Source organism: Stenotrophomonas pictorum JCM 9942 (assembly GCF_001431585.1).
Classification (GTDB): Bacteria; Pseudomonadota; Gammaproteobacteria; order Xanthomonadales; family Xanthomonadaceae; genus Stenotrophomonas; species Stenotrophomonas pictorum.
Genome location: NZ_LLXS01000005.1, coordinates 68,710 through 84,265 on the forward strand (window position 1 = coordinate 68,710; position 15,556 = coordinate 84,265).

Genomic DNA, 15,556 nt, shown 5'->3' on the forward strand with positions numbered 1-15,556 from the left:
CGTGCGCCGCTTCAATCTTTCCGAATGGGCGCTCAACAACCGCCCGCTGGTGCTCTTCGTGATGATCGCCATGGCGGTCATCGGCGCATGGTCCTACAAGCATCTCGGCCAGTCCGAGGATCCACCGTTCACCTTCAAGGCGATGGTGGTGCAGACGATGTGGCCAGGTGCCACCGCCGAGCAGGTCTCGCGGCAGGTGACCGAGCCGATCGAGAAGGCGCTGATGAACACCGGGCAGTACGAGTTCATCCAGTCGTACTCGCGACCGGGCGAATCACAGGTGATCTTCATGGCGCGCGATTCGATGCGCTCCAAGGATGTGCCCGAGCTGTTCTACCAGGTGCGCAAGAAGGTCGGCGACATCCGCGGCACGTTGCCGGCCGAAGCCGTGGGGCCATTTTTCAATGACGAGTTCGGCGACACCTTCGGCAACATCTACGCGCTGACCGGCAAGGGCTTCGATTACGCGCTGATGCGCGACTACGCCGATCGCATCCAGCTGGAGCTGCAGCGCGTGGCCGATGTGGGCAAGGTGGATCTGCTCGGCCTGCAGGACGAGAAGATCTGGATCGAGCTGTCCAACACCAAGCTGGCCACGCTGGGCATCTCGCTGCAGCAGGTACAGCAGGCGCTGGCGCAGCAGAACGCGGTGGCACCGGCCAGCTTCTTTGAAACCTTCAGCGACCGCGTGCAGCTGCGTGTGAGCGGTCAGTTCGACTCGGTCGAGGCGATCAGGCAGTTCCCGATCCAGGCGGGCGACCGCACGATCCATCTGGGCGATATCGCCCAGGTCAAACGCGGCTTCGCCGATCCGGCCTCGCCGAAGATGCGCTTCATGGGCGAGGAGGCGATCGGTATCGCCGTGGCGATGAAGCAGGGCGGCGACATCCTCCAGCTGGGCGCGACGCTGGATGCCGAGTTCGGGCGCTTGCAGAAGACCCTGCCGGCGGGGATGGAGCTGCGCAAGGTGTCCGACCAGCCGCATGCGGTGGAGGAATCGGTCGGCGAGTTCGTGCAGGTGCTGGCCGAGGCGGTGATCATCGTGCTGCTGGTGAGCTTCTTCTCGCTGGGGCTACGCACCGGGCTGGTGGTGGGTGTGACCATTCCGCTGGTGCTGGCGATGACCTTCTTCGTCATGCACTACTTCGATATCGGCCTGCACAAGATTTCACTTGGCGCGCTGGTGCTGGCGCTGGGCCTGCTGGTGGATGACGCGATCATCGCGGTGGAGATGATGGCCACCAAGATGGAGCAGGGCTACGACCGCCTGCGTGCGGCCAGTTTCGCCTGGACCAGCACCGCCTTCCCGATGCTGACCGGCACGCTGATCACCGCCGCCGGTTTCCTGCCGATCGCCACGGCCGCCTCGAGCACGGGCGAGTACACGCGCTCGCTGTTCCAGGTGGTGACCATCGCGCTGGTGGTGTCGTGGATCGCGGCGGTGCTGTTCATCCCTTACCTGGGTGACAAGATGCTGCCGGACCTGCACAACCCGCAGCCGCCCAAGCCGGGCAGCCTTGCCGGACGCTGGCATGCGCTGCGGCTGCGCTGGGCCGACCGCAACCCGGCGCTGGCCAACCTGATCAAGCCCAGACAGCTGGCGCACGACCATGACCCGTACAAGAGCGCGTTCTACCAGCGCTTCCGCCGCTTCCTCGACGCCTGTCTGCGCCGGCGCTGGCTGGTGATCTTCGCCACCATCGGCCTGTTCGTGTTCTCGCTGGTGATGTTCCGCTTCGTGCCACAGCAGTTCTTCCCGGATTCGACCCGGCCGGAACTGATGGTGGATATCGAACTGGCCGAGGGCGCCTCGCTGAAGGCCACCCAGGCGCAGGCGGAGAAGTTCGAGGCGTTGCTCAAGCAGCGCCCCGGCATCGCCAATTTCGTCGGCTATGTCGGCAGCGGGTCGCCGCGCTTCTACCTGCCGCTGGACCAGCAGTTGCCGGCGACCAATTTCGCCCAGTTCGTGGTGCTGGCCGATGACATCCAGGCGCGCGAAGACGTGCGCCAGTGGCTGATCGATGAGGTCGTGCCGCAGTTCGGCGACGTGCAGCTGCGTGTCACCCGGCTGGAGAACGGCCCGCCGGTGGGCTATCCGGTGCAGTTCCGCGTCTCTGGCGAGCACATCGACCGGGTCCAGGCCATCGCCCGCCAGGTGATGGCGAAGGTGCGCGAGAACCCGCATACCACCAACGTCAACCTCAACTGGTCCGAACCGAGCAAGGTGGTGCGGCTGGTGGTGGACCAGGAGCGCGCCCGCGTGCTGGGCGTGAGCAGCGCGCAGATCGCCCAGTTCCTGACCAGCTCGCTGTCGGGCATGAGCGTGAGCACCTACCGCGAAGGCAACCGCCAGATCGGCATGCTGCTGCGCGGACCGGATGACGAACGTACGCAGCTGGACATGCTCGCCAGCCTGGCCATTCCCACGGCGGGTGGCACGTCGGTGCCGCTGTCGCAGGTGGCGAGGCTGGAATCCACCTTCGAGGACGGGATCATCTGGCATCGCGACCGCCTGCCCACGGTCACCGTGCGCGCCGATATCGGCGACGGCACCCAGCCGGTGGGCGTGGTGGAGCAGATCGTGCCGACGCTGGCGAAGATCCGCGAGGCGCTGCCGGACGGCTACCTGCTGGAAACGGGCGGCACGGTGGAGGATTCGGCGCGCGGCCAGGACTCGATCAAGGCCGGCTTGCCGCTGTTCCTGGCGGTGGTGGCGACTTTGCTGATGCTGCAGCTGCGCAGTTTCTCGCGGGCGGCGATGGTGCTGGTGACCGCACCGCTGGGCATTATCGGCGCAACCCTGTTCCTGCTGCTGTTCCGGGTGCCGTTCGGGTTCGTGGCGATGCTCGGAACGATCGCCTTGGCCGGCATGATCATGCGCAACTCGGTGATCCTGATCGACCAGATCCAGCAGGACATCGACGCCGGGCATGACCGCTGGCACGCGATCATCGATGCCACCGTGCGCCGCTTCCGGCCGATCGTACTGACCGCCCTGGCGGCGGTGCTGGCGATGATCCCGCTCTCGCGCAGCGCTTTCTACGGCTCGATGGCGATCTCGATCATGGGCGGCTTGATTGTCGGCACGGTGCTGACCCTGGTGTTCCTGCCGGCGCTGTACGCGGCCTGGTTCCGGGTACGCCCGGACGAAGCCGGCAGCTGAATCGACGATGATCTCCGGCCCCTGTGTCCCGCGCCGCAGGGAGCCGGGCACGGCGAATGTTAGATTGGCACGCCGGTGCACCGCCGGCGTGCCTGCAGGAGGCGGGTTTGGCGATTTCCCCACGTGATCGGTACTCCTGCCAACCGTGCGCGCCGGCGCGGCGGTGGACGCGGGTGTGGCTGGTCACGCTGGTGCTGGTGGTCGCCGGCTTTTTCCCGTCATGGGCCCAGGCCGGCCGGCACACCGTCGCCAGCTGGGACATGGCGCAGGGGCTGCCGCACAACCTGGTGCAGTCGCTGGCGCAGGGCACGGACGGCTTCATCTGGATCGGGACCTGGGAAGGTGTGGTCCGTTTCAACGGCCGCAGCTTTACCGTCTTCGACCGGCAGAACACCCCCGGGGTGGAGTTGTCCGGAATCCTGAGCATCCTTGCCGAGGCCGATGGCGCGATGCTGTTCGGAACCGCTTCCGACGGGGTCTATCGCTATCACAAGGGGGCGTGGCAGCCGCTGGGCGGCGCCGATGCCCGGCAGTTGTCGGTGGTGGCGATGCTGCGTGACCACGATGGCTCGCTGTGGATCGCCACCAATGAACGTCTGCTGCGGCTCTCGGTGAGTGGTGTGCTGGAAGACGCCAGCGCGGCGATGGGCTTGCCTGTCGTACCGGTCACCGCGCTGCGCCATGACCCGAGTGGCGGCATGCTGATCGCCACCGAGGTGGGGATCTTCCGTCTTGCGCAGCAACGCCTGCAGCCGTGGCGCAACAGCCAGGCATGGCGCGTGCGCGATCTGGTCGACGATGGTGCCGGCGGCTGGGTTGTGGCGGCCGATGACGGTATCCACTGGCTGCACGGCAACGGTCGCGTCGAACACCTCAAACGCGGCGAGCGGGTGGACGCGGTGCGCCGCGATGCTGCCGGTGCGCTGTGGATGAGTCTGTCCGCAGGCCGGCTCGAACGTTATGCCGATGGCGTGGTCGAGCGCCTGCCGGTGCATGGCCAGGTCAGTCCGGCGCTGATGATCGATCGTGAGGGACTGGTGTGGTCGGGTAGCACCGATGGCCTGTTCCGGATCGACGAGGGGGCGGCCAGCGGGCTGACAGTCGCCGATGGCCTGCGCTCGAACTATATTCGCGCGGTGATGCAGACCCCCGATGGAGCGATCTGGATCGGCCATTCCGAAGGGCTGGAGCGCCAGTACAACGGGCAACTGGCCAAGGTGCCGCTGCTTGCGGATGCGCAGCGCGATGCTTCGGTGCTGGCGCTGGCCCAACGCGACCAAACCCTATGGGTAGGCACCTACAACCAGGGCGTGTTCGCGCTGGACAGCAACGGGCGTATCCAGCAGCGGGTGACGCTGCCGGGACTCGTGCAGCCGCTCGTGCGCGCGCTGCTGGCCGAGGCCGATGGCACCGTGTGGATTGGTTGCGCCGACGGGTTGTACCGGTACCGTCACGGTAGCCTGCGCCACTACGGGACGCTGGACGGCTTGCCGCCAGCGGCGGCGGTGCATGCGCTGTACCGTGATCAGGCCGGCGTATTGTGGATCGGCACCAGCAACGGCATGGCCTCGCTCGATGCGGCGCAAAAGCTCCGGGTATGGCCGGCAAACGCGGCCGATTTCCCGGCGCGGTACGTGTTCGACTTCCTGGGCGATGCCAACGGCGACCTGTGGATCGCGACCGACCATGGCCTGCTGCGGCGTCGGGGATTGTCGATCCAGGCCTTCGATCACGCCCGCGGGCTGCCGCGCGACAAGATCTTCCGCATTCTCGATGACGGGCAGAACCATCTGTGGCTGTCCAGCAATCAAGGTGTGTTCCGCCTGGATCGCAATGATCTGGTCGGCGTGGCGGCCGGCGCGCGTGCGCAGCTGGCGGTCCACGTCGTGGATCATACCGACGGCATGCCCAGCCGCCAGACCAACGGCGCCTCCTCACCGTCCAGCTGGATGACCGGCCAGGGACAGCTGCTGTTTGCGACATCGGGCGGCTTGGCCGTGATCGATCCGCAACGCGTGGGACAGCAGCGTCTGCAGACCGCGCCGGTTGCCATCGAGAGCGTCATCGTCGATGGCGCGCAGCAGCAGATGCGTGAGCGCTACCAGCTTCCCAGCGAGGTCGAACGCATCGGGGTCGCCTACAGCGGGCTGGGCTTCCGCGCGCCGGACAAGATGCGCTACCGCTACCGGCTGGAGGGTTTCGACGCGGACTGGGTAGACGCCGATACACGCACCGAAGCGGTCTACACCAACCTTCCACCGGGCAGTTACCGGCTGCGCATACAGGCGATGGCGCTGCCGCTGGACTGGGCCGATGCCGCGCGGATTGGCGAGACCGTATTGACGCTGGAAGTGGCCACGCCCTACTGGCGGCGGCCCTGGGCACTGGCCCTGCTGGCGCTGGCGCTGATCGGCCTGGTAGTGGCACTCATCAGCTGGCGGACGGCCAGCTATCGACGCCGGCAGCGGCAACTCGATGACGAGATCGCGGTGAGGACGCAGGAGCTGAGCGAGAAAAACCGGGCGCTGGAGCAGGCCGATGCCGAACGGGACGCGCTGCTGAAACGGCTGGCCCATCAGGCCACCCACGATGCGTTGACCGGATTGCCGAACCGTCGCGCCGCCGACGCGCATCTGCAGCTGGCCTTGCGTGACGATCCGGCCTCGCCGTTGACCGTGGCGCTGGTCGATATCGACCACTTCAAACGCATCAATGACGTCTACGGCCACGAGGTGGGTGATCGTGTGCTGCGGGATGTGGCGTGGCTGTTGCAGTTGCAGCTGGGCGAGGGGCAGTTCATCTCCCGCCATGGTGGCGAGGAATTCCTGATCGTGCTGCGCGGAATGGGGTTGAGCGAGGCGTTGCCGGTGCTGCAGGCGCTGCGTACGCGGGTTGCGCGTCTGCGGCTGGAGGATGTGGATGCGGAGGCGACGATCACGGTCAGTATCGGTGCCGCCGAGCGCGGGCCGGAGCAGGAGACGACGCACACGCTGATCGCCGCTGCGGATCGACAGCTGTACCGGGCCAAGAATACGGGCCGCAATCGCGTCCTGTCCTGAGCGTTCCGGGCCAGGACGCGATCCGCACGGGTCAGTACAGGCCCTGGGCCAGCATCGCGTCGGCCACTTTGACGAAACCGGCGATATTGGCGCCGTCGACATAGTTGACGCTGCCATCTTTGCGCACGCCATGTTGCACGCAGTTGGCGTGGATCTCCTTCATGATCACGTGCAGGCGTTCATCGACATCGGCGTGACGCCAGGACAGTCGCAGCGCGTTCTGTGACATCTCCAGGCCCGAGGTGGCCACGCCGCCGGCATTGCTGGCCTTGCCGGGTGCATACAGCGTGCCGGCCTGCAGGAACACCTCCACCGCCTCCAGCGTCGAGGGCATGTTGGCGCCTTCGGCCACGCACAGCACGCCGTTGTGGACCAGGGTGCGCGCATCGGTTTCGTCCAGCTCGTTCTGGGTCGCGCAGGGCAGGGCGATATCGGCCGGGATGTGCCAGGGCCGGCGGTCGACCAGGAATTCGAAGCGGGGATCGTCGGCCAGCTCGGCCAGGCGGCCACGACGCTCGTTCTTCAATGCCATCACATCCAGCAGGCCCTGCTCATCGAAACCATCGCGTGCATACAGCGTGCCGCCGGAGTCGGAGAAAGTGAGCACGCGCGCGCCCAGATCGGCCGCCTTGGCGGCAGCGTACTGGGCAACGTTGCCCGAGCCGGATACCAGCACCTTGGCCCCATGGGTCTGGCGTCGGGCATGGTGCAGCATCTGCTCGACGAAGTAGACCGTGCCATAACCGGTGGCCTCCGGGCGCATCAGGCTGCCACCGTAGGCCAGGCCCTTGCCGGTGAACACACACGAGGCATCGTTGCTGAGTTTCTTCATCATGCCGGCCATGAAGCCGACTTCGCGTGCGCCCACCCCGATATCCCCGGCTGGCACATCGGTGTTGGGGCCGAGATGGCGGTGCAGCTCCAGCATCAGCGCCTGGCAGAAGCGCATCACTTCGCCGTCGCTCTTGCCTTTGGGATCGAAATCCGCGCCGCCCTTGCCGCCCCCCATCGGCAGGGTGGTCAGTGCGTTCTTGAAGGTCTGCTCGAACGCCAGGAACTTCAGGATCGACAGGTTGACCGAGGGATGAAAGCGCATGCCGCCCTTGAACGAACCGATCGCCGAGCTGTGCTGTACGCGCCAGGCGCGATTGACGTGGGTCTGGCCGTGGTCGTCCGTCCAGGTCACGCGGAACTGGATCACGCGTTCGGGCTCGACCAGCCGTTCCAGCATGCCGTACTGCAGGTACTTGGGATTCTGCTGCAGGAACGGCCACAGGCTGAGCATCACTTCCTTTGCCGCCTGCAGGAATTCGGGCTGGTAAGGGTCGCGCTTGGCCACATGGGCCAGGAAGTCGTCGGGAGTGCGATATTTCAAGGGCGTTCCTTTCAGGAGAGGGACTTGAAGCAACAAGTCCAAATGTGGAGGGAGCGTTCAATCCACCGGGCGGAAACGGGCCGCCAGAACAAAGACGCGGCCTATGGCCGCGTCCAGGTAAAGCTAGTTCAGCTGCGCAAGCACCGCCTGCGCGGCCCGTTGCGTGGACAGCGCCTGTCCCTGTGCCGCCAGGTCGGCGGTGAAATGGCCCGCATCCAGCGCGGCGCTGACCGCCTGCTCGATGGCGGCCGCCTCGGCCTCCAGTCCCAGCGAGTGGCGCAGCAGCATGGCCGCGCTGAGAATGGTGGCGTAGGGGTTGGCGATCCCCTTGCCGGCGATATCCGGGGCCGAGCCATGGATCGGCTCAAAGATGCCGACCTGGCCCTGTTCGCCGAGCGAGGCCGACGGCAGCAGGCCCAGCGAGCCGGCCAGCATCGAGGCTTCGTCGGTGAGGATGTCGCCGAACATGTTCTCGGTGACGATCACATCGTAGGCGCGCGGCTTGGCGATCAGGTGCATGGCCATCGAATCGACCAGCTGGTGTTCCAGTTCCACGTCCGGGAATTCCTCGCGGCCGATGCGGGCGGCGATGTCCCGCCACAGCCGCGAGGTTTCCAGCACATTGGCCTTGTCCACCGAGGTCAGCTTGCCGCGACGTTGCTGGGCAAGACGGAAGGCGCTGCGCAGCACGCGTTCGATTTCGACCGTGGTGTAGCGGCACAGATCGCTGGCGCTGTCGGCATCGCGGGTCTTGTCGCCGAAATAGATGCCGCCGGTGAGCTCGCGCACGACCACGAAGTCCACGTCCTGCAGCAGCTCGGCCTTGATCGGCGAGGCGTGCAACGCCGCGGGATGGGTACGCACCGGACGCAGGTTGGCGAACAACCCCAGCGCCTTGCGAATGGCCAGCAGGCCCTGCTCCGGACGTACCTTGGCATTGGGATCGGACCACTTGGGGCCACCCACGGCGCCGAGCAGCACCGCATCGGCCTTGCGGCAGGCCTCCAGCGTGGCCGGCGGCAACGGCTGGCCGTACGTGTCGATGGCGATGCCGCCGATATCGTGTTCGACAAAGTTCAAGCTGTGGCCGAAGCGGGTGGCGATGGCTTTGAGCACATCGACCGCGGCGGCGGTGATTTCAGGGCCGATGCCGTCACCCGGCAATACGACGATTTCAGCGTGCATGTTCACTCTCGTAACGTTCGATTTCAGTCGTACGGCCCAGCAGGTAACCCAGCTGGTCAACGCCTTCGAGCAGGCAGGTCTGCGAGAAGCCGTCCAGCGGGAACGGATAGGCCTTGCCGCTGGAAGTGCGCAGCTCGCGCGCGGCCACATCCACGGTCAGCTCGTCATCCGGGTTCTGCATCAGCGCTTGCACGTCGGCCTCGTCCAGCACAATCGGCAGCAGCCCGTTCTTCAGCGCGTTGCCACGGAAGATATCGGCGATCTCGCTGCTGACGATGGCGCTCAGTCCCAGATCGGTCAGCGCCCACGGCGCATGTTCGCGCGAGGAGCCGCAGCCGAAGTTGCGCCCGGCCAGCAGGATCGAACGCCCGGCGTTCTGCGGCTGGTTGAAGGCGAATTCCGGGTTCGGCGAGCCATCGGCCTGCCAGCGCCAGTCGTTGAACGCATGCTTGCCCAGACCGGCACGCTCGGTGGTGGACAGGAAACGCGCCGGGATGATCTGGTCGGTGTCGATATTGGTCTGGCGCAGCACCACGCTGCGCGAAACGATGCGGGTCAGTGCGGCCATCACGCCACCTCCTTGGCAAACAGCTCACGCGGGTCGGCGACACGGCCGTTCACCGCCGCCCACGCCGCGCTCATCGGCGATGCCAGCAAGGTACGCGAACCGGGGCCCTGACGTCCTTCGAAATTGCGGTTGCTGGTGCTCACCGCCAGCTGGCCGGGGGCCACCAGATCGCCGTTCATGGCGATGCACATCGAGCAGCCCGGCTCGCGCCATTCAGCACCGGCCGCACGCACAACTTCGTGGATGCCTTCGGCCTCGGCCTCGCGTTTGACGATTTCCGAGCCCGGCACCACCAGCATGCGCACGCCATCGGCGATGCGGCGGCCGCGCAGCACCTGTGCCACTTCGCGCATGTCGCTCAGCCGGCCATTGGTGCAGGAACCAACGAACACCACGTCCACCGGCGTGCCGATCAAACTGTGGCCGGCTTCGAATTTCATGTAATCCAGGCCCTTCTGCGCGGCGGCGTCGTTGGCGGCCGGGATCGGCGCATCCACCGCGATCGCGGTTCCGGGATGTGTGCCCCAGGTCAGGGTCGGACGGATGTCGCCGGCATCGATATGGACTTCGCTGTCGAAGTGCGCGGCCTCGTCACTGTTTAACGACGCCCAGTACGCCACGGCCTTGTCGAAGTCGGCGTCCTTGGGGCCGCGCGGGGTCCTGGCAATCCAGTCGAAGGTGACCTGGTCCGGTGCGACCATGCCGGCGCGGGCGCCGGCTTCGATCGACATGTTGCACAGGGTCATGCGCTGCTCCATGTCCATCGCGCGGATTGCCGAGCCGCGGAATTCCAGCACATGGCCGGTGCCGCCGTTGACCCCGATCACGCCGATGATATGCAGCACCACGTCCTTGGCGCCCACGCCCGGGGCCAGTTCGCCATCGACGGTGATGGCCATGGTCCTGGCTTTGCGCTGCAGCAGGCACTGCGTGGCCAGCACATGGCCGACTTCGCTGGTGCCGATACCGAAGGCCAGCGCGCCGAACGCGCCGTGGGTGGAGGTGTGGCTGTCACCACAGACGATGGTCATGCCTGGCTGGGTGAAGCCCTGCTCCGGGGCGATGACGTGGACGATGCCACGGCTGGCCGAGGCCATGTCGAACAGTTCGATGCCGTATTCGGCGCAGTTCTTGGCGAGGGTTTCGACCTGCGCTTCGGAGGCCTTGCTGGCGTAGGGCAGCGTGCCGTCCGGACCGGCCGGCAGGGTCGGCGTGGAGTGGTCCATCGTCGCCTTGGTGCGATCCGGCCGGCGCGGCTTCAGCCCGCGCTCGCGCAGCTCGGTGAAGGCCTGCGGCGAGGTCACTTCATGGATCAGGTGCAGGTCGATATACAGCACGGCCGGCGCGCTGTCGGATTCGGGGACCACGACGTGGGCATCCCACAGTTTGTCGTACAGGGTTTTGGGTGCGGCGCTCATCAGTTCGTTCCGTTGCCTATGTTCTGCCGTCGCGCTCAGGCGCTGACGGCTTCCTCGCAGGTGCTGCTTTCGCGATGGCGCAGCAGGCGATTGGTGACATCCAGCCAGGCAAGTGCGCTGGCTTCGATGATGTCGCGGCTGGTGCCGGTGCCTTCGAGGATCTCGCCTTCGTGGCGCACGCTCAGGTTGGCCTCACCGCGCGCATCGGCACCGATGCCGACACTGTGCACATGGTAGCTGTCCAGGGTCAGTTGCACGCCGGTGGCCGCCGACAGCGCCGAGAACAGCGCATCGACCGGGCCATCGCCCTGTGCGGTCTCGGACACGCGGTTGCCTTCCGGATCGGACAGCTCGACCAGCGCATTGGCGCGGCTGCCGACGTCGCTGATGGTCATCGAGGCCAGGCGGTAGCCGTCGCTGCTGGAGGTGCCCTGCATCAGGGTCTGCAGGTCGGCATCGGTGACCACCCGCTGCTGCTCGCACAGGGCCTTGAACTGCTCGAAGACCAGCTTCAGCTCTTCCTCTTCCAGCAGGTAGCCCAGCGCCCGCAGCCGTGCCTCGACCGCGGCGCGGCCGCTGTGGCGGCCCAGCACCATCTGCGAGGATTCCCAGCCCACGTCTTCTGGACGCATGATCTCGTAGGTGTTGCGGTTGCGCAGCATGCCGTGCTGGTGGATGCCGGACTCGTGCGCGAAGGCGTTGGCGCCGACGATGGCCTTGTTGCGCTGGACCGGCATGCCGACCAGGCGCTGCAGCAGCTGCGAGGTGGGCACGATGCGGCGGGTGTCGAAGCCGGTATCGAAGTTGTTGTAGAAGGCGTTGCGGACTTTCAGCACCATCGCGATTTCTTCCAGCGCGCAGTTGCCGGCGCGCTCGCCGATGCCGTTGATCGAGCCTTCCACCTGGCGCGCCCCTCCTTCGATCGCGGCCAGCGAGTTGGCTACCGCCAGACCCAGGTCATTGTGGCAGTGGGTGCTGAACACCACTTTGTCGGCACCGGCCGCATTGGCGATGACATGCTGGAACATCGCACGGATTTCTTCCGGCGTGGTGAAGCCGACGGTGTCGGGCAGGTTGATGGTGCTTGCGCCGGCAGCGATGGCGACCTGGGCGACTTCGGTCAGGAAGTCCAGTTCGGTGCGGGTGGCGTCTTCGGCGGAGAACTCGATGTCATCCAGATAGCCGCGCGCCATGCTCACATGCCTGTGCACCGATTCCAGCACCTGCTCCCGGCTCATGCGCAGCTTGTGCTCGCGATGCAGCGGGCTGGTCGACAGGAACACGTGCAGGCGCGGGCGTGCTGCAGCCTCCAGCGCCTTGACCGAGGTTTCGATATCGCCGGCCAGACAGCGCGACAGCACCGCCAGCACCGGCTGGCGCACTTCGCGGCCGATCAGGGCCATGGCGTCGCGGTCGGACTGCGAACTTGCGGGGAAGCCGGTTTCGATCACGTCCACGCCCAGTTCCGCCAGCGCCCTTGCCATCACCAGCTTCTGCGGTGGCGTCATGCTGCAGCCGGGTGATTGCTCACCGTCACGCAGGGTCGTGTCGAAGATGGTAATTCGCGGGGTGTTGTTGGTTGGAGTATTCACCAGAGGGTCTCCTCGACTGCGGCGGTAACGGAAAGATTGGGGATGTCGGCTTTGGCGGTGCGCGAGGCCGGTATGACGGCGCGGCTTCTAAGTCGCTCGGTATTGCGTTGCCGCGGCTTGCGCGGCGGGCGCGGTCGGACTTCCGACAGCAGCATGGACAGCACCGCGGCATCGATGTTGCCGCCGGACACCACCGCGCACTTGCGCTTGCCGGCCACGCGGCGACCGGCGGCCAGGGCCAGCGCACCGGCGCCTTCGGCGATCAGGTGTTCTTCCAGCGCCAGCCGCACCAGGGTTTCACGCAGCTCGGCCTCGCGCACGATGACCACGTCGTCGAGCAGGCTGGCGCACAGGCGGCGGGTGATGAAGCCGGGAATCTTGACCTTGACCCCGTCGGCCAGGGTCGGCACCGGATCGATTTCGCGCACATCGCCGCGGATCGCCCGGGCCATCGAATCGACGCCCTCGACCTGGGCCCCGATGATGCGCACGCCCTGCGACTTCAGGGCCAGCGCCACGCCGGAGGCCAGGCCGCCACCGCCGATCGGCACGATCACCACGTCCGGGGCATGCGGGGCCAGCTCGATGCCCAGCGTGCCCTGGCCGGCGATCACGTCCGGATCATCGAAGGCGGACAGAAAGCGGTAGCCGTTCTGTTCGGCCAGCTCGCGGGCGAAGGCGAAGGCTTCGTCGTAGCTGTTGCCGTGCTGGCGCACGGTGGCGCCCCAGTGCTGGACGCCGGCAATCTTGGTGGCCGGTGCGCCGTGCGGCATCACCGTGATGGCCTGCACGCCCAGCCGGTGCGAAGCCCAGGCCACGCCCTGGGCATGATTACCCGCGGAGGCGCAGATCACGGTGCGTTCGTCGCCGCGCTCCAGCGCCGCCAGCATCGCGTTGAGCGCGCCCCGGACCTTGTAGGAGCCGGTGCGCTGCAGGTTTTCCAGCTTCAACCAGGTGCCGAAACGCTCGGCATAGTGCAGCGGGGTGGGCGGCAGGAAGCGGCGCAGACGCGCCTGGGCGGCCAGCACATCGGCGACGCTGACGTGGATGTCGCCAGCGTACGCGGCAGTTGCAACGGGGCGGCCACGGTCAGCCATGTACGTGGCCGTCACCGCGGACGGACGGGCCGCGTTGCCGATGCCCGGATGGAAGAAGACGCCTCCGCAGGCGGCGGCGGCGTACTACCGGTACGCCACTTACCTCGCTGCTCATACCGGGGTACCCGCTACCGGTACCACCTGTACCGATTCGCAGTCGTAAACCTTGCGCAGCTGGTGGCACAGCGTTTCCGGCGGACGTGTGCCATGGATGTCCATCTGCACATGCCAGCGGCCGGCATCGTCGGCGTTGCGGTTGCCGGCGATGTTGCTGGGCGAAAAACCACGGCGTTCGACCATGCCGATCACGCGCACCAGCGCGCCTTCGGCCGGCTTCAGCACCAGGTCAAGCCGGTATTGCATTGGAACTCTCCTGCGTTGCCTTGGCGTGGGCGGGGTTGCTGTCGAGCATGGTGCTGTTGGCGTTGTTGGGCGGCACCAGTGGCCAGACATTGGCGCGGGCATCGATGGACACATGCAGCAGTGCCGGGCCGGGCGTGTCCAGCAGCGCGGCCAGCGCATCCTCGACCTGCGCGCGCTGGGTGATGCGGGTGGCGGGAATGCCGAACACCTGCGCCAGCGCGGCGAAATCCGGGTTGTCGGACAGGTCGATCTCGCTGTAACGCTCGGCGAAGAACAGTTCCTGCCACTGGCGCACCATGCCCAGCGAGGAGTTGTCCAGCAGCACGATCTTCACCGGCAGGCGGCAGCGGGCGATGGTGACCAGCTCCTGCACGTTCATCATGAAACTGCCATCGCCGGAGACCAGCACCACGGTGCGCTCCGGGCAGGCGAACTGTGCGCCCATCGCCGCCGGAAGGCCGAAGCCCATCGTGCCCAGCGCGCCAGAGGTCAGGTGGTTGCGCGGGTGGTTGAAGCGGCAATGCTGCGCCACCCACATCTGGTGCTGGCCGACGTCGCAGGCGATCACGGTGTCGGCTGGCGCCACTTCGCTCAGCCGCTTGAGCAGCGCCGGCGCGTAGATGTCCTGGCCTGGGGCGTCGTAGCGGGCGGTGAACTTCTCGCGGTTGGCCGCGCAGCGGGCGCGCCAGGCGTTGCAGTTGCCGCGCAGGGGAGTCAGTGCCCGCAGCGCGGTGGCGACATTGCCTGGAATGGCGACATCGACGCTGCGCAGCTTGGCGATCTCATAGGCATCGGCATCCAGGTGGATGACGCGGGCGAAAGGGGCGAACTCGGTCAGCTTGCCGGTGGCGCGATCATCGAAACGGGCGCCGACCACGATCAGCAGGTCCGATTCCTGCACCGCCATGTTGGCCGCCCGGGTGCCGTGCATGCCGAGCATGCCCAGGTACTGCGGATGATTGGCCGGCAGCGCGCCCAGACCACGCAGGGTCAGCACGGTCGGAATACCGGAGGCTTCGACGAACTGGCGGAACTCGCCGACCGCATCGGCCAAGCCGATGCCGCCGCCGCCGTAGATGACGGGCTTCTCGGCCGCGGCGATCAGTTCGATCGCCGCGGCCAGACGCTCCGCCTCCGGCGCCGGCACCGGATCCACCGTGGCCGGCCTGTGATCGGGCAGATGCGAGGCATCGGCCAGCTGCACGTCCTTGGGCAGGTCGATCAGCACCGGACCGGGCCGTCCTTCGCGGGCGACACGGAATGCTTCGGCCACCACCTGTGGCAGTTCCTCGACACTGCGCACCAGCCAGCTGTGCTTGACGATCGGCATGGTCATGCCGAACACATCCAGTTCCTGGAACGCATCGGTACCCAGTAGCGGGGTGCCGACCTGGCCGGTCAGGCACACCATCGGTACCGAATCGAGCATCGCATCGGCGATACCGGTGACCAGGTTGGACGCACCGGGGCCGGAGGTGGCCACGCAGACACCGACCTTGCCGCTTGCGCGGGCGTAACCGTTGGCGGCCAGCGCCGCGCCCTGCTCGTGGCGTACCAGGATGTGCTTGAGGCTGGAGTCCACCAATGCGTCGTAGAACGGCATGATGGTGCCGCCCGGGTAGCCGAACAGCGTTTGCACGCCTTCGGCTTCCAGGGCCTGCGTCAGCCAGCGTGCGCCATTGCGCGGCGCACCGGGGGTGGATGTGTTCATGCAGCGACCTTTGCCTGTTGCGGGT

The 15,556-nt window shown here is 66.8% G+C and carries 10 protein-coding genes; 2 read left to right on the plus strand and 8 right to left on the minus strand.

Annotated features, from left to right (window positions below):
• Position 1: 1 nt before the first annotated feature.
• Together ARC78_RS01540 and ARC78_RS01545 are read left to right on the plus strand one after the other, a co-directional pair.
• Positions 2-3,163, plus strand: coding sequence for an efflux RND transporter permease subunit (locus ARC78_RS01540; protein ID WP_057505587.1), 3,162 nt, complete (start codon positions 2-4; stop codon positions 3,161-3,163).
• Positions 3,164-3,336: 173 nt separating this feature from the next.
• Positions 3,337-6,222 (plus strand): ligand-binding sensor domain-containing diguanylate cyclase, encoded by a 2,886-nt coding sequence (locus ARC78_RS01545; RefSeq protein WP_057505588.1) that lies wholly within the window; start codon positions 3,337-3,339, stop codon positions 6,220-6,222.
• Positions 6,223-6,253: 31 nt separating this feature from the next.
• Here ARC78_RS01545 and gdhA read toward each other — a convergent pair whose 3' ends face one another.
• From gdhA to ilvG, 8 genes are all read right to left on the minus strand, one after another.
• Positions 6,254-7,597 carry an NADP-specific glutamate dehydrogenase gene (gdhA, locus tag ARC78_RS01550; RefSeq protein ID WP_054657431.1) on the minus strand — a complete coding sequence of 448 codons (1,344 nt, stop codon included), beginning with the start codon at positions 7,595-7,597 and terminating at the stop codon, positions 6,254-6,256.
• A 123-nt stretch (positions 7,598-7,720) separates the two neighbouring features.
• The gene (leuB, locus tag ARC78_RS01555; protein ID WP_057505589.1) at positions 7,721-8,782 is read right to left on the minus strand and encodes a 3-isopropylmalate dehydrogenase; all 1,062 of its coding nucleotides are present in this window, start codon (positions 8,780-8,782) and stop codon (positions 7,721-7,723) included.
• Complete coding sequence (gene leuD / locus ARC78_RS01560; RefSeq protein ID WP_054657433.1) at positions 8,772-9,350, minus strand: 3-isopropylmalate dehydratase small subunit; 579 nt, start codon at positions 9,348-9,350, stop codon at positions 8,772-8,774. Before leuD ends, leuB begins: the two co-directional genes overlap by 11 nt.
• Positions 9,350-10,768, minus strand: coding sequence for a 3-isopropylmalate dehydratase large subunit (leuC, locus tag ARC78_RS01565; protein WP_054657435.1), 1,419 nt, complete (start codon positions 10,766-10,768; stop codon positions 9,350-9,352). Before leuC ends, leuD begins: the two co-directional genes overlap by 1 nt.
• A gap of 35 nt (positions 10,769-10,803) precedes the next feature.
• Positions 10,804-12,360 carry a 2-isopropylmalate synthase gene (locus ARC78_RS01570; RefSeq protein ID WP_057505590.1) on the minus strand — a complete coding sequence of 519 codons (1,557 nt, stop codon included), beginning with the start codon at positions 12,358-12,360 and terminating at the stop codon, positions 10,804-10,806.
• On the minus strand, positions 12,357-13,457 hold the full coding sequence (locus tag ARC78_RS01575) for a threonine dehydratase (RefSeq protein ID WP_057505591.1): 1,101 nt from the start codon (positions 13,455-13,457) through the stop codon (positions 12,357-12,359). Before ARC78_RS01575 ends, ARC78_RS01570 begins: the two co-directional genes overlap by 4 nt.
• 111 nt (positions 13,458-13,568) lie before the next feature.
• Entirely contained in the window at positions 13,569-13,820 is a 252-nt protein-coding gene (locus ARC78_RS01580; protein ID WP_054658906.1) for an ACT domain-containing protein, read from the minus strand.
• Complete coding sequence (ilvG, locus tag ARC78_RS01585; protein ID WP_057505592.1) at positions 13,804-15,531, minus strand: acetolactate synthase 2 catalytic subunit; 1,728 nt, start codon at positions 15,529-15,531, stop codon at positions 13,804-13,806. The genes ARC78_RS01580 and ilvG overlap by 17 nt, the downstream gene beginning before the upstream one ends.
• Positions 15,532-15,556: the final 25 nt, after the last annotated feature.

Coding starts and splice junctions, on each gene's coding strand:
- leuC (WP_054657435.1), bottom strand. CDS start 10,768: ATGAGCGCCGCACCCAAAACCCTGTACGACAAACTGTGGGATGCCCAC.
- ARC78_RS01580 (WP_054658906.1), bottom strand. CDS start 13,820: ATGCAATACCGGCTTGACCTGGTGCTGAAGCCGGCCGAAGGCGCGCTG.
- leuB (WP_057505589.1), bottom strand. CDS start 8,782: ATGCACGCTGAAATCGTCGTATTGCCGGGTGACGGCATCGGCCCTGAA.
- leuD (WP_054657433.1), bottom strand. CDS start 9,350: ATGGCCGCACTGACCCGCATCGTTTCGCGCAGCGTGGTGCTGCGCCAG.
- ARC78_RS01575 (WP_057505591.1), bottom strand. CDS start 13,457: ATGGCTGACCGTGGCCGCCCCGTTGCAACTGCCGCGTACGCTGGCGAC.
- ilvG (WP_057505592.1), bottom strand. CDS start 15,531: ATGAACACATCCACCCCCGGTGCGCCGCGCAATGGCGCACGCTGGCTG.